This window comes from Winogradskyella tangerina, from assembly GCF_003260205.1.
GTDB classification, from domain to species: Bacteria; Bacteroidota; Bacteroidia; order Flavobacteriales; family Flavobacteriaceae; genus Winogradskyella; species Winogradskyella tangerina.
The window spans coordinates 350892-374498 of record NZ_QERF01000002.1 but is presented as its reverse complement, the minus strand read 5'-3'; the positions used below and the strand labels follow the sequence as shown (position 1 = coordinate 374498).

General features: G+C 32.9%; 19 protein-coding genes and 1 tRNA gene. 17 read left to right on the top strand and 3 right to left on the bottom strand.

The genetic code is table 11. From position 1 onward, the window contains the following. Positions 1 to 81: 81 nt before the first annotated feature. From DDY94_RS04385 to DDY94_RS04305, 17 genes are all read left to right on the top strand, one after another. Positions 82 to 699, top strand: coding sequence for a hypothetical protein (locus tag DDY94_RS04385; protein ID WP_157957243.1), 618 nt, complete (start codon positions 82 to 84; stop codon positions 697 to 699). Continuing rightward, positions 665 to 1870 carry a DUF4407 domain-containing protein gene (locus tag DDY94_RS04380; protein WP_232817814.1) on the top strand — a complete coding sequence of 402 codons (1206 nt, stop codon included), beginning with the start codon at positions 665 to 667 and terminating at the stop codon, positions 1868 to 1870. The genes DDY94_RS04385 and DDY94_RS04380 overlap by 35 nt, the downstream gene beginning before the upstream one ends. Next, positions 1871 to 2854 carry a DUF4407 domain-containing protein gene (locus DDY94_RS04375; RefSeq protein ID WP_111682821.1) on the top strand — a complete coding sequence of 328 codons (984 nt, stop codon included), beginning with the start codon at positions 1871 to 1873 and terminating at the stop codon, positions 2852 to 2854. It abuts the gene before it with no gap. Beyond that, positions 2835 to 4436: an Asp23/Gls24 family envelope stress response protein gene (locus tag DDY94_RS04370; RefSeq protein ID WP_111682820.1), complete on the top strand. Its 1602-nt coding sequence runs from the start codon at positions 2835 to 2837 to the stop codon at positions 4434 to 4436. Before DDY94_RS04375 ends, DDY94_RS04370 begins: the two co-directional genes overlap by 20 nt. Before the next feature lie 2 nt (positions 4437 to 4438). Next, positions 4439 to 4960 carry a DUF350 domain-containing protein gene (locus DDY94_RS04365; protein WP_111682819.1) on the top strand — a complete coding sequence of 174 codons (522 nt, stop codon included), beginning with the start codon at positions 4439 to 4441 and terminating at the stop codon, positions 4958 to 4960. Between the two features lie 5 nt (positions 4961 to 4965). Then, a complete protein-coding gene (locus DDY94_RS04360) occupies positions 4966 to 5493 on the top strand; it encodes a thermonuclease family protein (RefSeq protein WP_111682818.1) in 528 nt (175 codons plus the stop codon). A gap of 364 nt (positions 5494 to 5857) precedes the next feature. Further along, positions 5858 to 6220 (top strand): hypothetical protein, encoded by a 363-nt coding sequence (locus DDY94_RS04355; RefSeq protein ID WP_111682817.1) that lies wholly within the window; start codon positions 5858 to 5860, stop codon positions 6218 to 6220. Positions 6221 to 6375: 155 nt separating this feature from the next. Beyond that, positions 6376 to 8736: a toxin-antitoxin system YwqK family antitoxin gene (locus DDY94_RS04350; protein ID WP_111682816.1), complete on the top strand. Its 2361-nt coding sequence runs from the start codon at positions 6376 to 6378 to the stop codon at positions 8734 to 8736. A 9-nt stretch (positions 8737 to 8745) separates the two neighbouring features. Further along, complete coding sequence (locus DDY94_RS04345) at positions 8746 to 10326, top strand: type I restriction-modification system subunit M (protein ID WP_111682815.1); 1581 nt, start codon at positions 8746 to 8748, stop codon at positions 10324 to 10326. Beyond that, entirely contained in the window at positions 10323 to 11492 is a 1170-nt protein-coding gene (locus DDY94_RS04340) for a restriction endonuclease subunit S (RefSeq protein ID WP_111682814.1), read from the top strand. The genes DDY94_RS04345 and DDY94_RS04340 overlap by 4 nt, the downstream gene beginning before the upstream one ends. Continuing rightward, complete coding sequence (locus DDY94_RS04335) at positions 11489 to 12736, top strand: restriction endonuclease subunit S (RefSeq protein WP_111682813.1); 1248 nt, start codon at positions 11489 to 11491, stop codon at positions 12734 to 12736. The genes DDY94_RS04340 and DDY94_RS04335 overlap by 4 nt, the downstream gene beginning before the upstream one ends. Next, positions 12729 to 13055: a hypothetical protein gene (locus DDY94_RS04330; RefSeq protein WP_111682812.1), complete on the top strand. Its 327-nt coding sequence runs from the start codon at positions 12729 to 12731 to the stop codon at positions 13053 to 13055. The genes DDY94_RS04335 and DDY94_RS04330 overlap by 8 nt, the downstream gene beginning before the upstream one ends. 88 nt (positions 13056 to 13143) lie before the next feature. Then, entirely contained in the window at positions 13144 to 13353 is a 210-nt protein-coding gene (locus DDY94_RS04325; RefSeq protein ID WP_111682811.1) for a hypothetical protein, read from the top strand. Next, positions 13350 to 15464 carry an AAA family ATPase gene (locus DDY94_RS04320; protein ID WP_111682810.1) on the top strand — a complete coding sequence of 705 codons (2115 nt, stop codon included), beginning with the start codon at positions 13350 to 13352 and terminating at the stop codon, positions 15462 to 15464. The genes DDY94_RS04325 and DDY94_RS04320 overlap by 4 nt, the downstream gene beginning before the upstream one ends. After that, positions 15464 to 16888 carry an McrC family protein gene (locus DDY94_RS04315; protein ID WP_111682809.1) on the top strand — a complete coding sequence of 475 codons (1425 nt, stop codon included), beginning with the start codon at positions 15464 to 15466 and terminating at the stop codon, positions 16886 to 16888. Before DDY94_RS04320 ends, DDY94_RS04315 begins: the two co-directional genes overlap by 1 nt. Then, positions 16885 to 20094: a type I restriction endonuclease subunit R gene (locus DDY94_RS04310; RefSeq protein WP_111682808.1), complete on the top strand. Its 3210-nt coding sequence runs from the start codon at positions 16885 to 16887 to the stop codon at positions 20092 to 20094. Before DDY94_RS04315 ends, DDY94_RS04310 begins: the two co-directional genes overlap by 4 nt. A gap of 454 nt (positions 20095 to 20548) precedes the next feature. Further along, positions 20549 to 20971 (top strand): hypothetical protein, encoded by a 423-nt coding sequence (locus DDY94_RS04305; RefSeq protein ID WP_157957241.1) that lies wholly within the window; start codon positions 20549 to 20551, stop codon positions 20969 to 20971. Between the two features lie 232 nt (positions 20972 to 21203). Here DDY94_RS04305 and DDY94_RS04300 read toward each other — a convergent pair whose 3' ends face one another. The 3 genes from DDY94_RS04300 to DDY94_RS04290 form a co-directional block, all read right to left on the bottom strand. After that, positions 21204 to 22022, bottom strand: coding sequence for a hypothetical protein (locus DDY94_RS04300; protein WP_111682806.1), 819 nt, complete (start codon positions 22020 to 22022; stop codon positions 21204 to 21206). Beyond that, the gene (locus DDY94_RS04295; RefSeq protein WP_157957240.1) at positions 22019 to 23140 is read right to left on the bottom strand and encodes a tyrosine-type recombinase/integrase; all 1122 of its coding nucleotides are present in this window, start codon (positions 23138 to 23140) and stop codon (positions 22019 to 22021) included. The genes DDY94_RS04300 and DDY94_RS04295 overlap by 4 nt, the downstream gene beginning before the upstream one ends. 267 nt (positions 23141 to 23407) lie before the next feature. After that, positions 23408 to 23481 (bottom strand) — tRNA-Arg (locus DDY94_RS04290). Positions 23482 to 23607 lie beyond the last annotated feature (126 nt).

The window sequence follows — 23607 nt, the reverse complement described above, 5'->3', positions numbered from 1 at the left end:
GTGTGAATAATCTTAATTATTTCCATTACTTTTTGTAATTTTTGGATTGAATAACAATTGGAAAATATATCAAAACCCTATATGAGAAGAAGAATTCTAATATTTATTGGATTATTGAGGTATTCTCCAATTATTATATTTCGATATTTTAAGTTTCTCTTACTAGGTAGAAAACTTATTTCCAAAGAGTTTCGCCCTAATAATCTTTATTGTATCCATGGTTCATTAAATCAATTGATTTGGAAGGTGGAAAACTGTCTTTTTGTTCTACTTGATAACTCTTCTAAAGTTTACTTAGGCTCAGGAAGTACGATTTTCAAAATCGACTGTGCTGAATCCCGTTTTTACTTAAATTGTTACGGATTAAATACCAGAAAAACTTTAGTTTCAGAAGTAAATATTATAAAACTAAAACAGCGTATTCCAAGCCTTGATAATTTAAATATTAATGATCTAGATTTTGCGAGATCTGATGAAAGGGTTGCAAATGTCATTAACCATAAGAATATCCAAGTTAGAGGTAATTTGATTAATTCAAAATTCATAAATATTGGTTTCTCAAATCTTTTAACAAATAAAAGACCAATTTACAGTAGCCCACCTTATGAGGAATTAAAACAAATAGACCAAATTAAAACTACTAATCAATTAATGCTTTATAAAAATGAACAGAGACTATTACCAAAGCCCAAACCCTAGTAAGATCATGAAGTGGTTGTGGAAAGCCGCTGGGTCAGATTCATATATTCTAAAGAGAAGCACTTATAATGACCAAGTTAAATATGCTTGTTTAGGTGGAATTGTGGTTGCAACAGGATTTATGGCGGCCTTAGCAGGTGGATATGCTATTTATACGATTTTTGAACCAAAAGGCTCTGCGTTGCAGAATGATGTTCATGTCCCAACTGCAATATTTTCTACGTTATTTGGAATTATTTGGGGATTAATCATTTTTAATATTGATAGATTTATTGTTGCTGCAACAGGAAAAGGAGATGGAACTGAAGCAATTACTTGGCAGGAGTTTACAGGATCTATACCTAGAATAATTATGGGTTTAGTAATTGCAATTACGATTTCTAAACCCATGGAAATAAGGATGTTTAAATCTGAAATTGATGCCGAATTGCACCAAGCCCAATTAGAAAAGCGTAAAGAATATGAAGCTGCTACAAAAGCGAATTATGATGAACGATTTGTGCTTATAGATACAGATATAGAAAAAATTGAAAAGGAAAGGAACAAACTCCTTGATAGGCTTACAGATATTGAAAGTCAATATGCGGATGAAGTGAGAATTGTTAGGCCTGGTCCCAAAGCTGCAGCTTTGAAAAGTTTGATGGAATCTTTGGCAGCCAAATTGAGTTCTTTCGATGCAGACAATAAAAATGAATTAGATAGATTACATGATAACAGACTAAAACTACAGAATGAATTGGACATCGAATTGGCAAAAAATGAAGAAGTAGCAGGAGGATTGGATGGTTTGTTGGAACGTATACTCTTAGCGCACGAAGTAGCTGGATTTTGGATTACCTTATTCATTACACTATTATTTGTTGTAATTGAGTTAACTCCAATATTTTTTAAAATGATGCTTATAAAAAGTCCATATGATTATATGTCGGATAACATAAGTGAATTGCTTAAAGCCGACAATGGTATTCAAATCAAATACGATTACTATAAGGATAAACAGGGGCAAGAAAGGAATCTCATTATAAATCATCAGGCCAATAAGAAGATTGAAGAAAAAATGAGTTTGATTAGGGCTCAGACAGAGTTAAGTGACTACATTATTCAGAAATGGAAGGAGAAAGAAAAAGAGAATATTGACAAGGATTTAGATAAATATATTGATGAGGTTTAAATGCGTATACGCAGATCCATATACGTTTTTTTCTGGAGAGTTTCTGGTGAGGATCCTCAAATAGTAAATAAAGCTAGGTATCGTTTGAAAGTTAGATTCTTTACTAGTGGTATTACTGTTTTTCTACTATTTTGGATAAGTTTATATTCATATCATTATTCATTCAATAAACTGTTCAATTTACCCACATTGTCGTGGTTGATATCAATTGCCTTTACAATGATGATTATTAATATTTATCGTCTTAATATTATCACTTTAAATGCAAATAAATTAAAATATAGTCTTGGGTATTTTTCCTCTCTAGGGATCAGGATATTTTTTATAATCTTAATCAGCCTAACGGTAATAAAACCATTAGAGCTTATTCTTCTTAATGAGCAAGTAACTACAGAAATAGCGAGTATTAAGGCAGAGAAAATAAATAGCACCTTAAAGTCATCGGAACTTTATTTTAATAATGAAATTAAATATTTGGAAGATGAATTGGCGGAGCTTCAGCAAAATATTGAAGATCAACGACTTTCAGGTGAAACTGGCGAGGTCGATTATTTGACACAAAAAATTGAAGACTTAAAAAAAAACAAGTCAACTGAGCTTAAAGAAATTGAAATTCTATTGAATGAATCTCCTTATTTTATTGAAAGTTTGATTCTTGTCAATTCAGAATATCCGCAAATTTGGATGTTGACACTCATTTTAATGTTTGTTTTTCTAAGTCCCTTCATCTTGAAATTCACAACTTCTCCCTCTGGATATTACAGTAAGAAGAGGTTTGTTTTACAAGAAAAAATTATTCGTGATGAATACGAACAATTTAAGAAATACTATAAAGCTTGTTTTGAGTCTTCTTTAGGTATACCAATTGAAATTGAGGAAAGATTTGAAGATCCCCCATTTAATACCATTCGAAAAAAGGATACAAGAACTATAGGTCAAGAAACGGACTTTATTAATCATTTGTATGGGGCGGAAGAGGATTAAAGTCAAAAAAAATATTGAAAGAAGAACCTTTATTAAGGGAAACTTCACAGGTAAGTACTATGGAAGTGTTGACGAAGGAAAAAAACACCTCGACAAAGCTAGATATTATGATATCGATGTCTATGAAGGCGAAATTTCAAATGTTACAATTATTTCGGAAAAGACCTTTATTAAAATTGAGTCTGAGGTTCATTTTTTACAGAAATCATTCGAAAATGTGGTTTCTTCCACAGAGGAAAAAATCGGAAAATTTGATGCTTTCAGATTTAATATACACGAGCCTAAGGTTAAATTAATAGAAATTAAAGATGTCACAAAAGAGGATGGACAAACTTTTGGTACGTTTACTTGTATTGTATATGGATTCTTAATTGATATTATTGCGACTGAAGATGAGACTTTTATTGAGGTATGCGATAATTGTGGTAATCCAATTCACCAATGCAACTGCTCAGAATCTTTAATCTCTGAGGAAGAAAACACTTCTTTACCGGCTAAAAAAAATCATAGAGTACATTCTCAACCAACATTTTCTAACTTTTCTTTCGACGGATGTTTCGAAGCAATAGGATGGGCTTTTTTAATTTTAATTTCATCGGCAATTTTATTTGTTATTGGTTTAAAGGGTATTGTCTTGTTGGCTCTACTGTTTATAGTGTATCTTTTATTTAACTATTTCAGTTGGCTTGTCAACTTGATTTTTAGAATCTTCAATCTTGGTTTTCAATTATTATTGGGAGTAATTATGGTCTACTTTATATTTTCCTTGATTTCAATTTTTCGGACAATGGCAACTTCTTCGAGAAATTTTGATTTCCCTAGACCTCAATATTTTGAAAACCAGAAAGAAGAAAAGGTTACAAAATCAAGACTAAATGATAGTTTAATTTTAATTAGTCATAATAGGGTATGGAATGATTATAGGAAAAGAACTTTTCAAGGAAAATTTAGTGTTTTGGAGTCAGCTTATAATTTTTCAAGGCAGTATAGAAATTCAACTAATTTTGATCTGGCAAATACTAATAGTTGGACGTACTTGTATAGTTCTTTGATAAGAGAAGATCAAAGAAAACTCGACTATATTTACAAAACATTTGACAGTATTGGCCGAGCAAATAAGCTTGATAAAATGGAAATGGCAGAAATGATTGTTTCATGTATTCAAGATATACCTTACGCACTTGTTCTTCAAGAAGATTGTGAAATAAAAAATAACATGGCGGTTAATGCTATAGACCAACTCACTGACTGTCCGGAGTGTTGCATAGGTAATATTAAATACGGTATACAGACGCCAGTGGAATTTATGGCCAATTTAAAGGGAGATTGTGATACGAGAACAGTGATGCTTTTTTTAATACTTTCAAAATTTGGATATGATGTTGCCGTATTGGGAAGTATTCCATTTCAGCATTCTATATTGGCAATTAATTTACCCTATACAGGGAAACATAAAATCATTAATGGAAAAAGATATTACGTTTGGGAAACCACTTCAACTGGGTTTATTCCAGGTATACTCGACCCCAGCATATCAAATATGAATTTATGGGATGTACATTTACTAACTAACAACAAGTAAACATGGAACAAAATTTAATAAAGGAAGGAATAATGAGATTCTGGCTGTTTCTATTAATAGGAATTGTTACGCTTTTAATTTTAAAATGGATAATGACGCGCTTGAAGTTCAAGAAAAATTCACTCGATGACTTAACGACTTCGAATGGAATATTTTTATCAGGTATAACCTTTTCGGTTTTTTATCTTATGGAATCTGTTATAACACCAATTGCTTCAACGATGCAGTTGCTAAGTACTATTAGTAATAAATGGATTTATGCGTTTGATCTATCAAAACATATTGCATTGTTTATAGTTATTGTAGGTATCTGGGCCTTTGTAACCTGTATGATCGCTTTTCAAATTACAAAGCGATTTTTCAAAGGAAAAAATATTTCATTGGAAATTGATAATAACAATGTTGGATTAAGTATTTTAGTTACAGTAGTTATTATATGTTTTAGCATGTTGGTTAAGGAGAGTATTCAGCCCGTTTTAGACAGTTTTGTGCCATATCCAGCCATGCCGAATCTTTTAAATTGATTTGAATGTTTAAGTATATAATTATAATTCTATTCACATTAAATTCATTCGCCCAATCGGTCGAAGGCAAAGTCGTAGCCATTACCGATGGAGACACTTTTAAATTGTTACAAAAGGATTCGACGCTTGTAAGAGTAAGAGTTGCTAATATAGACTGTCCTGAACGAAAGCAGCCATTTTCAAAACGGGCAAAACAATTTACATCAGATGCCATTTTTAGTAAAAACGTGGAGCTTAAGGTCCTTAAAAAAGATCGTTATGGAAGATCTATTGCTTATGTCTTTTATAATAATAAAAATTTAGGCGAAGAGCTCTTAAAAGCTGGTTTGGCATGGCATTATGTAAAGTATTCAGATGATGAGTCCTTACAGAATTTAGAAGATAAAGCACGAGAAAAAAAAGTGGGTTTGTGGAGTGATCCAAACGCCATTGCACCCTGGGATTGGCGTTCACAAAAGAAATCAAAACATGAAAACGCGATTAATCAAATTTTCACTTTCTTTAGTCGTACTTTCTTTTTTATCCTCAGATAATACTTTTGTTAATGAGACCTCTGATTATATCTGTAAAGGAAAGTAAAGTAAAAAGGTATCAATATTCAAAAATTGTAGAGTCCTTTCCAATTGCAAGAGTTCTATATCTAAATTAGACTTTCAGATGCAAAGAAAATTGGAAGTATCCTGTGTGGTTGGGAGGATTAATGTTTTATTTTTTTGTTTTACGGAAATCCGTAATTCCTCTTCTTATTTAAAAGGTAATTTCGTTAAGGATATTTGAATTTATTGAAACATGACTTATGTCATGTGACAGTAAGATTATTTTTTGTCATTTTACACTATCAAAAGTATTGATATTCAGAGTTGTATACTACAAACCGTATTAATAAAAATTACATATATGAAAAACATCAAATTATCTCTCTTATTTGTTGGTCTTTTAAGTTACGGAGTACTCAATGCTCAAATGTCTTGTTCTAAGATATTAGAATATGTCAAATCCAAAAGTTATGGCGTTACTTATTACAGCTATGATAGTGAAGCAATCTCCCAAGTAACTTTTTACGAGGTCAGCGAGAATTATGAAACATATTATTTTGCAGTTGTTCGTTTTACAAGTTCGTATAAACAATATATTTATCAAGTCGGTTCAAATACGAAATTCAATTACAGTCTAAACTATATGGACAGTGCTGGTAAAGCTTTTTGGAATTATATACATCCATATAATGATGTATTAGGTTGTGCGCCTAATTTTGACTAGTTTTTTTGAAATTATTTAAAACATTATGGGAAGTATTATTTTGACTAGTAGATACATTTTTTATCTTTATTACTCCCTTTAAAACTTATTCTTAGTTGAACAATTCATTTCAATCATTTGTAATGAATTTCTATTAATAATAAACTAATTAATCAATGAAATTAAGATTTCTGTATATATGGTTCGGCCTATTTTTGAGTACAGTTCAAGGCCAAAAATTATCGTTAAATGATTTAGAAAATATTTGTCAGAAAAAGAACTGGGAAAATGTTAACCAGTTTTTAATGAATAAAGGTTGGGAATATTATGAGTCTTCAAAAGGGGACTCGGAGAGTTATAATACTATTACTTGGTCTTACGATAAATCTTATGATGATAAGGCATCTGCATGGTTCTATTTGTACACTTACGAGGGTTTTCCTAATAAGGTAAGCTACTCAGTTTTTAATAAGTCTTCTTACACAGCAGTACAGAAGTCTTTAAATGCAAAAGGTTATAAGCTTATGAATAGTGAGATCAAAGATGATGAGTTAATTTCAAACTACACCAATCAAAAGTTTTTACTAACCATTACAACCGAGAAAAGAGAAAAAGAAAGCTATTCAAGTTTTGATAAAAGTGTCACAGCATATGGTTTTACACTTATTAAAAAATCAAGTGCGTATGATCCTAGTAATGGTTTAAAAAAGCTTTACTTTGATAATAGCCAGCAAGTTGAAATTATCTATAATGTTAAAGATGGTAAATTAGAAGGTAACTATAAACGCTTTTATAAAAATGGAAATTTACGGATTGAAGGTGCGTACAAAAATGACCTTAAACATGGCTTATGGAAAGATTATGATGAGGTAGGTAATTTGGTAAATACCTATAATTTAAACAAAGGTGAGCTGAACGGTAAATCAATTGAGTATAAGCCTGAAGGTAAAATTAGGAAAATTGAGTTTTTTAAAAACGGAGTATTAGATGGTGAGACAACAGACTTCTTCTATGATGAGGAAACTGATAGAATAAAAGCTAAGGTGTTTACAAATTATTCAGATGGAAAATTAGATGGAGAAACTAAATTGATTTTTATTGATGAAAATAATAATCAACTTGTACTGTCAAAAGTGTTGTTCAAAAATGACCAAAAAAATGGTTTTGCACAAGAAATCTCAGAAGATACTTTAATTATAGCCAATTATAAAAATGACAAACTTAACGGAAATTTTAGACGCTATAGGGATTTAAAAAAACTCTTAGTTGGTGGTGTCATACAAAGCGATACCACAAAACTATATCTTACTGATATTGGGCAGTACCAAAATGGTCTTAAAACAGGCTATTGGAAACATTTCGAGCTCGCTGGTGGTTTAAGCGAAGGAAACTATTCTAGGGATTTGAAAACAGGACCTTGGAAATTCCATTATTCAAGAATGAGTAGTAACGATAAAGAAGAAACATACTCACAAGAGCTTTATCTTGTAGAGAATTACAGCAATGGTATGCGTAATGGTTTATCTGAGCGATTCTCGCAGATCAGTTATCAAACTTATAAGTGTGATAAACTCGATGAAAATAATCAAACTCAGGATTCTTGTAAAAGACGTATATATAATAAAATTCACCTCTTAGCAAATTACAAGAATGATGAATTACATGGGTTATATACTCTTAAAGATAGCCTTGGAAATTTGCGTTTCAAAGGGAATTATAATTACGGAAAAGAGCAGGGAGAATGGATTGAGAGTTATACCATAGAAACAGAAGAAGACCCAATATACGTCTATAAAAAAGGAAACTACCAAAGCGGTGCTAAAGATGGTAAATGGATTGAATATCTTAATGATGACCATATCCTGGTAGAAAGTAATTACAAATACAATCTTCTCAATGGGTTGTTGACCAGATATAATCTTGATGGCATAAAACAAGAAGAAAAGCTATTTAAAAGTAATAAACTTAAAGAATTCAGAGTTTATGATGGACAAGGGCAAAACATAGAAAAAGTCTATAAAATTTTATCAGAGACCCGTGATGCTTTCAAAGTACGTTTTATTCAGTATTTGAATGAAGAGGGAAGATTGGAGGCCGATTACCACATTGCAAAGTCAACAGCAGACGTACCACATTACGATTTCAGAGAGTTGTTTCATAACGAAATGAAAGGGTCTAGTAAAAGCTACCAAGATGGTATTGTTTTGTTGGCCAATGCAGATGGCAATATTGTCTTTAAAGGTAACATCTATAAATCCGCCATGACCGGTACATGGGAGCATAACTACCCAAATCAAAATGTAAAGATTGTTACTAAATATGTAGATTTTAGCAATAAGCCCAAGGAAGAAACGTATTACACATTAGATACTAATCAATTGTTTGATGGTGAGTTTATCTATACAGATGACGATACTGGTAACTATGAAGAGCGTCGTGTTAGAGATGGATTGCGCAATGGAACTACAACTTACTACAACAAAGCAGGTGATAAGCTAAAAAAAGAAAAGTATAAGGACGGAATTTTAAAAGACTAACCAAATATAATGACCCAACAAAACATAAAACAACTCGAAACCGAATTATGGGACGCAGCAGACAATCTGAGATCTAACTCAAAGCTAACCGCAGCAGAATATAAAGACCCACTTTTAGGCTTGGTCCTTTTGCGCTTTGCGCAAAACCGCTATGAAGACGCTAAAATAGAAGTTGAGAAAAACCTGCCTGTAAATCCAAGAACAGGTGAGAAGCGTGTGGCTAACAAGAGCGACTATGCGGCTGCAGGTGCTATAATGCTACCAGAAAAAGCCAAGTACGATTATCTGGCTGACTTACCAGAAGATGTAGATATGGCAGAGGCTATTAACAATGCTATGAAGCTTATTGAGGCGGAGTATAAAGACTTGGAAGGTATTCTGCCGAAAAGCTACCAACAGTTTGATGAAAAACTATTGAGGGATTTAGTACGTGTATTTAACTCAGATGTAGTAAAAAATGCTAAGGGCGATGTGTTTGGGCGAATCTATGAGTTTTTCCTTATGAAATTCTCGATGCAAGGTGCAGGTGCACAAGAAGGTGGTGAGTTCTTTACACCACCATCATTGGTAAACCTTATTGTAAATTTTATACAGCCAAACCATGGGATTATACACGATCCTGCCTGTGGCTCTGGTGGTATGTTTGTACAGTCGGCACATTTTATAAGAACGCACGAAAATAAGAGTGTTAACGAGGCCATTACCGCTTATGGTACGGAATATAAAAGCAACACCACAAAGTTGGCTAAAATGAACTTAGCCATCCATGGTATTGAAGGCAAAATTATTAATGAGAATAGCTTTTACACAGACCCTCACCATCTGGTTGGTAAGTGCGACTTTGTTATGGCTAATCCACCGTTTAATGTAGATAAGGTAGATGCCAAAAATAAATTCCTGACTGAAGACGCACGATTACCTTTTGGAGCTCCGCTTACTGGAAAGGGAACCATTGGTAATGCCAACTATTTATGGATCCAGTATTTCCATGCTTATTTAAATGAAACCGGACGCGCTGGTTTTGTTATGGCCTCTTCGGCTACCGATGCTGGTCATGCCGAGAAACGTATCCGACAGCAGCTCATAGAAACAGGTGATGTGGAGTGTATTGTGTCTATTGGTAATAACTTTTTCTACACTCGCAGTTTACCTTGCCATTTATGGTTTTTTAATAAGGGTAAAAAGGCAGAGAATAAGGATAAGATCTTAATGATTGACGCACGCAATACCTTCAGAAAAGTCACTACAACCATTAATGATTTCTCTGAAGAACAAATGGAAGGCTTAACTGCTATAATGAATGCCTTTAGAGGTGACGATTTAGAGGTTGCCGAAGACAATGCTTGGTTTAATGAGCATTTCCCGGAGGGTAAATACCAAGATGTGGAAGGCCTTTGTAAAATAGCATCTTTAGAAGAGGTAGAAGAGCAAGACTACAGCCTAACACCAGGCCGTTATGTAGGTGTTAAGATAGATATAGATATGGATTTTGACTATAAAGGCCGTATGGCAGAAATCCATGCCGAATTAGAAGAATTAAATGCAGAAGCCAATGAATTGATGAACCAAATTCAATCTGTTCAATTATGAAGCGAGATTGGGTCAAGAAACGTTTAACCGATTTTGTTTGGTTTCAAAGAGGTTATGATTTGCCAAAGTCAAAATTTAATAAAGGTGATGTACCTGTTTATGGGGCAACTTCAATTTTGGGTTATCATAACGTGGCAAAAGTTCAACCACCTGGCATAATAACAGGAAGATCAGGAACATTAGGTAAATTTCAATTTGCAAAATCTGAATATTGGCCACATAATACAAGTTTATGGGTAAGGGATTTTAAAGGTAATGATGAGAAATTTGCATACTATTTGTTACAATGCTTAGACTTTTCTTCATTCAATTCTGGTGGTGCAGTTCCATCACTAAATAGAAACGTATTAAATGCATACTTGGTCGAAGTTCCACCATTACCAACACAACGCAAAATAGCCTCAATTTTATCTGCTTATGATGATTTAATAGAAAACAACGAAAAGCGTATTAAGTTATTAGAGGAAAAAGCACAACACACCTACGAGGAGTGGTTTTTAAGGATGAAATTCCCTGGCTATGAAACCACACCTATTAATAATGAAAGAGGATTGCCTGAGGGATGGGAAAGAATAAAAATTGGGTTCCTAGTAGATCTTCAACAAGGATTTGCACTAAACAAAAAAAGTAGTCATCATTTGGCCTCAAGACCAACTAAGTTTCCATTATTGAAAATTAGTGATCTATTTAATGAAACAGAAACCTTGTTTGTTAAAGAGTCAATACCAAAGCAGTTCTTAGTAAATAAGAACGAGATTATATACAGTCGAACGGGACAAGTCGGTCATGCATTTATTGGTAGAAAAGGAATAATTTACAATAACTGTTTTAGGATTACACCGAAACAAAACTTAGATAACATTTTTCTATATCATTTTCTTATTTGTGACCATATTATTAAGAGGGTGAAAGGTTTAGCGACAGGTTCTGCACAGCCCGATTTAAATCATGGTGCATTTAAAAGTATTCCAATTATAATACCACCGTTGGCGTTACAAAAGATATTCGCAAGGATTGCTGGAAGAATATTAGATACCACTGAAGTTTTGAAAACTCAAAACAAAAGACTTAAAGAAGCTCGAGATATCTTATTACCACGATTAATGACTGGGATGATAGATGTGGAAGAGATATACACTAACCAAATACAATCTGTAGATTTATGATTGATAAATGGGATAAAGTAAAACTTGGCGCAGTAGCACCTTACAGAACATTAAAAATTGATTCTGTCGAACTAAATGCTTTTAATTTTATTTCTGCTGACAACATGGAAGTTGACAGAGGAGGAATTACATCATCTGTATATGCACCTAAAAAGGGTAGAGCTACGTTATTCGAAAAAGATGATATTTTAGTTTCAAATATTAGACCGTATTTTAAGAAAATTTGGCAAGCTAAATTCCGCGGAGGTTGCTCAAATGACGTTTTTGTTTTAAGGACTAATGGAAATAAAGCCGACTCAAAATTTATTTATTACTATTTATCAAAACAGGATTTTTTTGATTTTATGATGGCTGGTGCAAATGGTACTAAAATGCCACGAGGTAATAAAAAAGCTATTCCTAATTATAAAATCAATCTTCCACCACTACCAACCCAACGCAAAATTGCCTCTATTTTATCGGCTTATGATGATTTAATTGAGAATAATCTAAAGAGGATTAAGTTACTAGAAGAAAAAGCACAAAACACCTACGAGGAGTGGTTTGTAAGGATGAAATTCCCTGGCCATGAAACCACACCAATTAATAAAGAAACAGGTTTGCCAGAGGGTTGGGAGAAGGTTTATCTAAAAGATTTATGTTTGAAAATCACAAAAGGAACTACACCAACTTCTTTAAAAAGGCAATTTATAAAGCAAGGGGTCAATTATATAAAAGCAGAAAGTTATACCGATAGTGGCAGTTTTATTCACAATAAGTTTGCTTATATAGACGATGAGACTCATGAACTATTAAAAAGATCAAAGCTTGAAGAAATGGATGTAATTGTTTCGATTGCTGGAGTTCTAGGAAGAGTTGCCTTGGTAAGTAGAAATGAGCTTCCAGCAAATACAAACCAAGCAGTAGGTATTGTAAGATTAGATCAAACTTTAATTAGTCCATTTTATATCAGGTATTTCTTAGCTTCCGCATATATGAATAAGCTCATAAATACTATTAGTGGTCAGGCCGCTCAACCCAATATAAATTTAACACAATTAGGACTATTTAAGGTTGCTTTGCCTACAGCTGATATTGTTCAAAAATTTCATGATTTAATCATTAACTCTTTTGAAACTCAATTAGTTCTTTTTAAGCAAAACCAACTTCTTAAAGAAGCAAGAGATATATTTTTACCTCGTTTAATGACTGGGATGATAGATCTGGAGGCCTTAGATGTTAAAACCGCAGAAGTAAATGGCTAAAGATTTAGAATATTTTAAACAACAATACCAAATCATCAAAGACATGTGCGATGCCGATAGTGGTTTTGAAGAATTAGAAGAACTGGAAGGTGAGGTAGAAATGGAAATAAGATACATTGATGATACACGTCTGCAGCCTATTAAAGATCTGATGAAGCTCCGTGATGACATAAGAAATTTTATAGCAGATAATACTAATAAAGAAGATAGCCATAATAATCCTGAAGCAGAATTAGATCGGTTGATTCCAGGCCTTCATGATGAAGATTTTGACGAAGAAGATTTCTCGTCGTGGGACAATTTAATTGGTGATGATTGATGAGGTTAGTTTTAGTTAATTGAAAATTTTTTTAAAAAACCTGGTGTTTTATAAACTTCTAGATATTTATTTATAAACACTTAGTAAAATGAGAAAATTAATAAATGAAAGAATTAAGGAATTAGAGGAGTATGTTAACAATCTAAGGGTTGTTATAGTTACAATGAATAAGAAGGTTTTAGAAAATGGATATATCCCAAATGAGCAACAAAAGGCGCAAATAGAACATTACGCCAAACAAGGTAAAAAGGCTTTACAGGATATAGAAATTTTAAACGACCAATTAGAAAAACTATGAATTTCTGGCATATACAACTTCATCCTAATGACTCTAGTAATTTTAACGAGAAACGCGTAATAGAATTATTGAGTCAAAAAAAGATCATTGGTTTAGGTCAGTGGGAAAAAGGAGAGTCACTTAGAAATCAGTTCTATAATGAAATGAAAGAAGGAGATATTGTGGCTGTTAAAAGTGGTAACAGACCAATAGCTTTGGTTATGGTAGATGGTCCTGCTTTTAAGGTGGATGTGGTTAATAAAAATTTAGATTGGTTTCCCTTTCGTAGGAAGATAAAGATATTAGACTTTTACGACCCAGCATACAACTTTACTTTTCCCGACTCAAGAGGAACTCTTAAAATATGCAGAGATAGATCAAAAAGTACTTCTCAAAGAATTATTAATTGGTATCTACTCGCACAAAGAAAAACACTTATGGAAAACATAAAGCTTTCTAACAAAAGAATATCAGAGATCAAGGAACTCTGGAAACAGTATCAATCTGAATATGACGATATTCAATTACGTGATATTGAAAAACAAATTGAAGAATTGCAACATCAATGGAAAATCTATTGTGATAAGATTAAAGATGATTCTTTAACAATAGATGATTACACTAATAGAAAAAATAGTGATGATGCAGCTATGCCTGGAGGGTATCTTTGTAACTTTTTTGAGAGAACTACTCGTGTAATCTACGGCTCTTCAAAACCAGGTAACGCTAATAATTTTATGGTTAAGTTAAATGAAGACGGCGAGACTTATACCTTAAAAAAAGAACTAAGAAAAGGAGAGAAACAAACAGAGCACACCAAAGAACAAGCATTAGAAGTCTTTAACCAAAGTATTAAACCGCTTTTAAAAACTATTGTTATTTCTACAAATCCTGAAGATATTATTAGCGCCATAGAATCTAGTGATTATCATGGTAAACAGGTCTTACGTAAAGCAGCTGTTTTAAACAATCACCATACGTTTTTATCCATGTACTCAGATGATGCAATTAATACGTTGCACAATGAATTTGTCCTAAGTGATGAAATAAGGAATCTTGGTAAGACACATGAAATCAGATTGATTATAAACGACCTACTTAATATTGATACTTCAAATAGGGTAGAAAGTGTTTTACTATCGAGATTTCTTTGGAAATATGCTACCATTACAGGAATAGCAGATGAAGATTCACCTAATGTTATACTCTATGGTCCACCAGGTACTGGAAAAACCTATTCTGTTCATAACAGTTTAAAATACCTCTGCCAAGGTGACAAATCGAGATATGAAATGGTTCAGTTTCACCCATCTTTTACCTATGAGGATTTTATTGAAGGTATTAAACCAAAAGGCGTAACAGAAAATGGAAACATTAAATTTAATTTGGTTGATGGAATTTTTAAAAAATTCTGCAAAAAGGCTAAGAAAGAATGTATTAAAGCAAATGAAGAAAACAGAGACCCAAATTCATACTATTTTATAGTTGATGAAATTAACAGAGCTAATCTGTCTTCTGTGTTCGGTGAAACCTTATCACTTCTCGAAAAAGATTACCGTCATAATGGTATAGATGGCGATAACTTGATGAAAACGCAATATTCAGGTCTAATTGAAGATCTTATAAAAGACAATCCTTCAAACAAGTCCTTAGCCTACCATCTAGAGAATGGCAATGTTTACTTTGGAGTACCAAAAAATGTATTTTTCATTGGTATGATGAACGATGTAGATAAAAGTATTGATACGTTTGATTTAGCTCTAAGACGACGATTTAAGTGGATTAGAAAAGACTGCGATTATGATGTTATTGAAAACGATGTTAAGTATAGAAATGGAGAGGACTTTAATAATATAGAGACTTATAGAAAATGCTGTGAAAGCCTTAACAAATATATTAGTGAAGATCTTGGTCTGGGCAAGTCTTATGAGTTTGGTCATTCGTTCTTTATGAAGATAAGCGATATTTCTAATTCAAAAAACATTACCAAAAAAAATCTGGAAAATCTATTCAAATTGCATTTACAGCCAACCTTTAGGGAATACTTACGTGCCATGTTTCCTGAAAGTGAGCTTGACAAGAAAATAGATGAAGGTCTAAAGTACTTCACAAATCCCATCAAAGGAAAATAATGAGATTCTCGGCACCAAATAATCATAATTATCATGAGAGGCATCCTATTTTAGAGGATGACCTAAGGGATGTATTTGGTGCTAATAAAACTGTAGTTAAGAAAAAACTATTCTCCTCCGTTTATGAGTTAACAACCAAGTCTAACTCTTTGGAACAATTAGAACTTTTTAAGTTCAAATCTTCAAGAAATAAACTCGAAGATGAAGAACAGCTTATTCTTAAGTTATATTCTAAGAACAATCAAGATGGCAGATCTAACTTTTTTGTACAAACCGGTTTGTTTTCTGGTGTAGTATATTACAACGATTGCCAATTCAATATAACAACACGATATGGGAAGAATTTCCTTAACCGTATGTTGAATTATGTTAATGATATTTATGTTGATAATCAAGATAATCTTGCTCGGCAATCTAATGATACAAATGAGTTTCAGGATATTATTGCATATTTATTCATTCAATCTCTTGAGAGAGCAGCGGTTTTAGGTCTTCCAAAAGCGTATCAAACACTTTCACAACACGGAAATAAAGTTAGAGGTAAGATAGATATTAACTCCTTTCTTAAAGAGAATATACCTTTTACTGGGAAAATAACTACTTCTTACAGGGAGCAAGTATATGTTCAAGAAATCGTAGATGTACTATTCGCTTGCTGTTTGCATTTAGAACCAATTTATGGATCATGTATAAAACGAAAACTGCTAGGTATTCATCAAATTCTAAAACAATATTACTCAGGTAATTTCCCTCAGATATCTACAATTCAAAAAGCTAAAAACCATAGTGTTTTAAACAATCCAATGTTCGATGGTTACAAGAAGGTTCTTGGTTATGCAGAAATCATATTAAGAGAAAAGAGCTTGCAATTAAGTGATGATTCATCGTTAATTACAAAAGGTTATTTATTTGATGTGGCACAGTTATTTGAAGTGTATTTAGAAAAACTTTTAGACCGCTATTTTGATGACTGGTACGTTACAGGTCAAGAAGAATTAATGGTGTATGATAAAATGTTTTTTGGAAGGCGTATGTTTCCTGATATAGTTATGAAACATAAGTATTCTGATGATATTATTGTTCTAGATGCTAAATTTAAAACTATGAATCTAAACAAGATTGATGTTGACAGAAGTGACTTTTACCAAATTCATTCTTACATACAATACTATCAGCCAAAAGTACTCTTTGGTGGATTAATTTACCCAGTAAACAAGCATATAAATCAACAAAAATCTCATGCTACTCAATTATTTGATAACAGGAGACTCGATAGTGGTTTCTTGGTTGATGGTATTAGAGTTGGTAAAGAAATGTCAATGAGTGAGATAATAAAAAGTGAAGAAGCATTTTTAGATAGGCTAAATGAATTCATAATTACAAAACAGTATCACAAAAAGAACAAAGAACTAATTATCTTATGAGCTACGAATATTCAGAAGACGGTTTAGTAGAACAGGCCACCCAAGATGTATTAGAAGAATTGGGTTGGGAGGTTGTCACGGCTTGGACCAAAGAAACCCTTGGGCCAGATGGCTTACTTGGTAGGGAAGAAAAGTCTGATGTTATTCTTGTGCGTTATTTATCTGATGCCTTAAAACGTTTAAATCCAAATTTACCTGATACTGCTTATTCTAATGCTATAGAGCAAATTGAACAGAATTTGTCTGGTCAGTCACTGGGCAATACCAATAAAATTAAGTACAACCTGCTCAAAAACGGTGTTGAGGTCAATTTTACCAATGCTAAAGGAGAGCTGATAAAAAAGAAGCTTAAAGTCTTTAATTTCAGAAATTACGAGGACAACCATTTTTTAGCAGTACGTCAGTTAGAGGTCATTGGTGAGCTATATAACAGAAGACCAGATGTGGTTGGTTTTGTTAATGGTATTCCGCTTGTATTTATGGAGCTCAAGGCACACCACAACAATTTGCGTCATGCCTATGATGATAATTTAAGAGATTATAAGGATACCATACCTCGCATATTACATTGTAATGCCTTTATCATCCTATCCAATGGTACGGATGCCAAAGTCGGTACGGTGACGAGTCCATATAAATTCTTTTTAGACTGGAAGCGTATTGAAGAGGACGAAGAAGGTTTAGTGAGTTTAGATACCATGCTTAGAGGAACATGTGCCAAGCATCGCCTCATGGATATATTTGAAAATTTCCTTCTCTTTGATTCTTCGGGTGGAGAAACGTCTAAAATCATGGCAAAAAACCACCAATATATTGGTGTAAATAAGGTTTTGGCCAACGTTAAAAACATTGATGATTTACAAGGTAAGCTTGGTGTATTTTGGCACACGCAGGGAAGTGGTAAGTCATATTCCATGGTATTCATTTGTGAGAAGATAATTAGAAAGCTTGGTGGATCTTACACCTTCTTGATTGTTGCAGACAGAACAGAATTAGAAAATCAACTTTACGATACTTTTTCTGGTGTAGGAGTTGTTAATGATAAACAGATCGTTGCGGGGAAGAAAGCTGGTATTACAGGTCGGGAACATCTTAGGGAATTATTGGCAGACAACCACAGATACATTTTTACGCTCATCCATAAATTCTCAATTAATAAAGAAAAAGAATCAGAATATCCGCTGATTACAGATCGTCCAAACATTATAGTCATCTCAGATGAGGCACACAGAACGCAAGGTGGTACTTATGCCAGAAATATGCGTTTCCATGGTATACCTAAAGCTTCTTATTTAGGGTTTACAGGTACACCAATTATCAAAGATGAGTTAGAATTAACCAAGAATATTTTTGGTGAATATGTGTCTATTTATGATTTCAAAAGAGCTATTGAAGATGAAGCCACATTACCGTTGCGTTATGTAAATCGTGGTGAAAAACTGGATATTGTTAATCCTGAGTTAGATGAAAAAATGGCTGAGGTATTTGAAAACGAAGATTTAGATGACGATCAAAAGAAAAAATTAGCATACCTCTTTCAACAAAACTATCCTATCCTTACTGCCGAGCCACGTTTAGATGCCATTGCCAAAGACTTGGTCTGGCACTTTAACGAACGTGGTTATCAAGGTAAGGCCATGTATGTGTCTCTAGATAAACCAACTGCTGTACGCATGCATAATTTGGTGATGAAATATTGGCCTGAATACCTAAAAGAATTGGAGGATCGCATGAAGAAAGCACAGGATGAACAAGAATATTTGGATTTAAAGCGTAAGTATGACAAAGTAGCCAATACTGAAGTTTGTGTGGTGGTAAGTGGAGAACAAAACGAGGTTGATAAATTCAGAAAGCTTGGTCTTGATATTGAAACACATAGACGTAAGATGGTAGAGCGAGACCTTGAAAAAGAATTTAAGGACGAGGACAATTCATTTAGGTTAGCCATAGTTTGTGCTATGTGGATCACTGGATTTGATGCTCCTTGCGTATCAACCGTTTATCTAGACAAGCCAATTAAAGGTCACACTTTAATGCAAACCATTGCAAGAGCAAATCGTGTTTATGATGATGAAAAGGAAAATGGCCTAATCGTAGATTATGGCAATGTTTATAAGCAATTAGAAAAAGCCTATGCTATTTATGGCGAGGGAAGTAAAGGCGCAGGACTTAAGAAAGATATTGGTGAACCGGTTGAGCAATTAGCAGAGCTTGCAGAGGATTTAAAAAAGGCAATTAAGGAAGTTGTCGAGTTTCTGAATCTACTTAAATTTAAGCTATCGGATTTAATTAATGCAAAACCCATGCAGAAGTTAAGTCTTATCAATAAAGCCACTGATGCTATATGTCTTAATGATGCAACACGCACAACATTTGAAATGATGGCTCGTAATGTATTTAGAAAATACAAAGCGCTTTTCCCAGAAGAAGAAGTTAGACCTTACGTTAAAAAGTATAATGCCATTGAGGCCATTTATAATCAGCTAAATCAAAATGTAAAATCTGCTGATGTTACAGAAATAATAAGGGAACTTCAGTCCATAGTGAGTGATAGTATTATAATACAGGATAAGGTAGGTGAGGACGAAGAAGAGGTTTATGTGGATTTAGGGTCTTTGGATTTCGAAAAGCTTAGAGCGGCATTTGAAAAAGCACCTAGAAAGAATACAATCACCTATAATATGCAAAAGGCTATTGAAAAAAAGCTGGAGCAAATGCTTAAGGAAAATCCATTACGTCTAGAGTTCTATGATAGATACCAAGAAATAATAGAAGAATATAATAAAGGTAAAAGCTTAGAAGATACGGTAAGGGCATTTGAAAAATTGAATAGTTTCATACAAGATTTAACGCACGAAGAGCAAAGAGTGGTCCGAGAAAACTTAGGAGACCAGGAAACTTTGGCCATTTTCGATTTGCTTAAAGAAGGTAAAGAATTAGATTCAAAAGAAATTAAAACCGTAAAAAAGGTAGCCAAGCAAACTTTAGAGAAACTTAAAGAAGAGAAACTGAAAGTAGAACGCTGGAGAGAGAGTCGTCAAGTGAAAGCGCAAGTGAAAAATATTATTTATGATAATCTTCTTCATTTACCACAAGAACAATATTCTGATGAAGATGTAAATTTAAAATCAGATACTGTTTATCAACATGTTTACACCAATTATTATGGTGGTGGTCAAAGTGTTTATCATAAGCAGGCAGTTTGATAATCTTAAAAATGGAAGAACCGATTTAACTATAAAGCGAAGAAATATTTTGTATGTCTTATTTGCTTTAGAGGTTAATAAAATATTATTACTGCATTATTTTACTTGCATAAAAGCCTTTGATTAATTGTGTCATTGTATTAGTTAATAGTATGTTAGCTTCATTTTTATAACCGTATACGCTTGTATACAGATTGTCGATTTCATCGTATACATTAGTATACGGCGTGCTATTTATTTCTTTTTATTATAGTCCAACCCAACAAAGTATTACTATCATGAATGGTTGAAAATGATATATCATTGACTATACAACATTTTGTATTCTAGAACTAAGGATTGAAGATTTTATACCTATTTGGTTCTTATAAAAACATTGGATGTCAAATTTTTGTTTCAACAATAAACAACTAATAAGGGCTAAATTTGATCTAATAATTCAAATGAGATGATTATGAAACAACCTAAGACTAAAAATCTTTCAATGAGATTAACTGAAAGTATCCATAATCAATTTGAAATTTTGGCCAATGAGAATGAAATATGCATTTCTGAATGGGCAAGATGGATATTGATAAAGTATAAAAAAAGATATGGGAAACCATTGAGGGCTGAAAGGCTAACAAACCTTACCCAAAAAGTAAAGGATTATATTGATGAACTCAATAAAAATATTGAAGAAGTTAAAAATCATAGCAAGTCAGATTCTGATTCTTATCTAGAATTATGGATGATTCAATTGAGATTTCGTGATTTACAATCAGAACTAAATAAACTGATTGATGACCTGAAATATGAAACAGCTTTAGAACGACTGAAAAGAAATCATGCTCAAAGAAGTGATTCTTCTTCCAAAAGACGTAATATGTCGGAATAGCTATAAAAAACTCGCTTTCCAACTTTCGATACTCTTATATCATAATCCCTTGCGAAAGATGCCATTTTAGTATTACCATAACCAAAAAACTCTTTGACAACTTTTCGTGGTATCCAGTCTCCTATAAGTGTTGTTTCTTTAAGCTTCAATTTTTGATTCTCTATAGTATTCATATTATAAATTTTGCTACTAATTTCGCCAGAAACTGCCGTGAATTGTTGAAACAAAAAAATCACAATCCCAATATGCTATTAACCGTTAAGATTTTATGCTGCCTTTCGTTATAATAGCTTCGATCAATTACTTCTTCATTTTTATTCAATAGACCTTGATTCCTTAAAATTATTACTAGTAGGTCATAAAAGTCAACTTTGTAATCACCAACATTCAATTCATTGGCAAGCAGTTCACAATTAAAATGCTCAATTTCTTTATACATAGCTTTGTAGACAGATTTATGCGGATATGCATAAACATGGGCCATTGAACTTATGGTGTTCTTCTCTGAGAGGTTGAATATGAAATCATCTTTGAAAAATCGTTGCAATTGTTTTAAATGCATTTCATTTTCTTTCAATTCAAAAGGGAATGTCAGATTATGCCGCTGACGATTTATTTTTTTTGCAATGGCTGATATGTCTATTCCATAGTCAATTGCTAAAAAATCTTGAATAAGAAAATCACTATACATTACATATAACGGCCAAACGATTTTATAGGGAAATAGGTAATTAGATTGATTCTGAAATAAGTCTAGCCTTCTGAAAATAGAGTTAAAGTCAACAAACTTCCGCAACGTATACTGACTGATACCTAATTCTTTCATATTATTAATTACATCTTTGCAGTTATAGAATGATAGCTGACTAGTAATTTTACCAATTAGCATAAACCTATGGATATCATTCGATTCTTTCCATTTGTCATATTGTTTCCTTAATTCTTCCAGAAGCGATCTTTTTTTTAATTCAAAATCGCATATTATTTGTTTTTTATACTTAGCATTAAGTATTTTTAACTTGGCTCGGTACTGTTCAATTGACTGATTCATTTCAGCAGTTTTTTATAGTGTTTCTGTAGTTTTTTCTTGGCCTTAATCAAAATGTTGTCATCGACAAGAAAATAATGGTGGTCCATGTCGTTTGATCGCGTATGTCCCATTAAGGTTTTCACAACTAATGCCTCTCTAATTCCAGATTGATGAATAGATTGACGGAAGAACCGTCGCGCTGAGTAACTAGTCAAATTATAGCTAATTCCCGCTTTAACAGCAATTAATTTTAAATTTAAATTCAATTTATCCAAACTTCGCTTGGGTAAAATGCGGGACTCAGGAGTCAGTCCTTCATACTTTAATATAATCTTCCAGCTCTGTCTGATAAAAAACTGCCTTGTACTTACATTGGACTTTTTGCGATACAGTTGAAATTTTCCGTTTTTTACATCCTCATAACGCAAATTAGTAGCATCGCAGTAACTCAATCCTGTGAAACAAAGAAACAAGAATAAGTCCCTGTAAACGTCTAACTTCAAATCATTTGATAAATCCAATTCTACGATTCTTTTAAAATCTTCATTAGAAAGTCTTGGTTTATGAATCTTTTTTTCAGTAGCCCTAATACCATGGAACGGATTTGATAGGATAGCTTCGTCTTGCTGTAACTTTGAAAAATAAGGTTTTATGTTCTTGATTACACTATTCACAGATTGGCCTTTTAATGCAATTTTTCCTGTTTTATTATCAGATTGTTTTAAATAGGTCATAAACTTATTGGCATGAAACCGTTTAAAATCTTCAATACGTAGATTTTTTAATTTGGCACGTTTAAGAAAATTACTAAAATGGTTTAGTGATTTTTTGTAATTCTTCTTGGTTCCTAACGTCTTATCTCCATCGTTTAGGACTTCTGTATTATACCAATCCCAAATTGCATCGTGGAGATAAACCTCCTCATTGGGCTTGTTTCTATTTAATAAGTGATCTCTAATATCCTTGGCACTTATTTTATTTATATCATTTCTGTGTTCCCGTAGAAAATGGTGAAACTCATTTTCTATTTCATTAAACAATAGATTGTAGGCTTCAAACTTCTTTTGCTTTGAATCGAAGCGTTGGGTAGCTTCTATCCAATATTTCAAATCTGATTCGTTGACTCTGGTTAAATCCATAGAACCCTCTGATTTTTTAAAATTTTGAAAAACTCTTAGGTAAATTGGATAACGATTGTCTCTTTTACTTTTCTTGCTTTTGTTGATGATAAATTTAATACTTGAACTCATAGTTTTTTATTTTAGGTGAAATATAACTTCAACGGGTGAAGTATAGGTGAAACAAAAAAGTGACAATCACCGAACTTCACCGAAACCATGAGAAACTAAAATCCCCGTCGTTACTGGCGTAACGCGGGGAAGTGAAAAATACTGAATAGTAAAAAGTGATCGCGACAGGATTCGAACCTGTGACCGTCTGCTTAGAAGGCAGATGCTCTATCCAGCTGAGCTACGCGACCGGACCGAGTGAATAAAAAATGTCTGGAAGACATTTTTAACGAAGGGACCAGCAGGTATGCTGACATTTCTTCTTTGCTCTTATTACAGGATTAACTGCGTTGATCCTGAATATAGTTTGTTGCAAA

Bases quoted from the DNA above. Each gene is read 5' to 3' on its own strand.
- DDY94_RS04375 (WP_111682821.1), top strand. From the start codon at position 1,871: ATGCGTATACGCAGATCCATATACGTTTTTTTCTGGAGAGTTTCTGGT.
- DDY94_RS04355 (WP_111682817.1), top strand. From the start codon at position 5,858: ATGAAAAACATCAAATTATCTCTCTTATTTGTTGGTCTTTTAAGTTAC.
- DDY94_RS04335 (WP_111682813.1), top strand. From the start codon at position 11,489: ATGATTGATAAATGGGATAAAGTAAAACTTGGCGCAGTAGCACCTTAC.
- DDY94_RS04310 (WP_111682808.1), top strand. From the start codon at position 16,885: ATGAGCTACGAATATTCAGAAGACGGTTTAGTAGAACAGGCCACCCAA.
- DDY94_RS04365 (WP_111682819.1), top strand. From the start codon at position 4,439: ATGGAACAAAATTTAATAAAGGAAGGAATAATGAGATTCTGGCTGTTT.
- DDY94_RS04330 (WP_111682812.1), top strand. From the start codon at position 12,729: ATGGCTAAAGATTTAGAATATTTTAAACAACAATACCAAATCATCAAA.
- DDY94_RS04385 (WP_157957243.1), top strand. From the start codon at position 82: ATGAGAAGAAGAATTCTAATATTTATTGGATTATTGAGGTATTCTCCA.
- DDY94_RS04315 (WP_111682809.1), top strand. From the start codon at position 15,464: ATGAGATTCTCGGCACCAAATAATCATAATTATCATGAGAGGCATCCT.
- DDY94_RS04295 (WP_157957240.1), bottom strand. From the start codon at position 23,140: ATGGATTTAACCAGAGTCAACGAATCAGATTTGAAATATTGGATAGAA.
- DDY94_RS04340 (WP_111682814.1), top strand. From the start codon at position 10,323: ATGAAGCGAGATTGGGTCAAGAAACGTTTAACCGATTTTGTTTGGTTT.
- DDY94_RS04370 (WP_111682820.1), top strand. From the start codon at position 2,835: ATGGGGCGGAAGAGGATTAAAGTCAAAAAAAATATTGAAAGAAGAACC.
- DDY94_RS04305 (WP_157957241.1), top strand. From the start codon at position 20,549: ATGAAACAACCTAAGACTAAAAATCTTTCAATGAGATTAACTGAAAGT.
- DDY94_RS04380 (WP_232817814.1), top strand. From the start codon at position 665: ATGAACAGAGACTATTACCAAAGCCCAAACCCTAGTAAGATCATGAAG.
- DDY94_RS04320 (WP_111682810.1), top strand. From the start codon at position 13,350: ATGAATTTCTGGCATATACAACTTCATCCTAATGACTCTAGTAATTTT.
- DDY94_RS04300 (WP_111682806.1), bottom strand. From the start codon at position 22,022: ATGAATCAGTCAATTGAACAGTACCGAGCCAAGTTAAAAATACTTAAT.
- DDY94_RS04345 (WP_111682815.1), top strand. From the start codon at position 8,746: ATGACCCAACAAAACATAAAACAACTCGAAACCGAATTATGGGACGCA.
- DDY94_RS04325 (WP_111682811.1), top strand. From the start codon at position 13,144: ATGAGAAAATTAATAAATGAAAGAATTAAGGAATTAGAGGAGTATGTT.
- DDY94_RS04350 (WP_111682816.1), top strand. From the start codon at position 6,376: ATGAAATTAAGATTTCTGTATATATGGTTCGGCCTATTTTTGAGTACA.
- DDY94_RS04360 (WP_111682818.1), top strand. From the start codon at position 4,966: ATGTTTAAGTATATAATTATAATTCTATTCACATTAAATTCATTCGCC.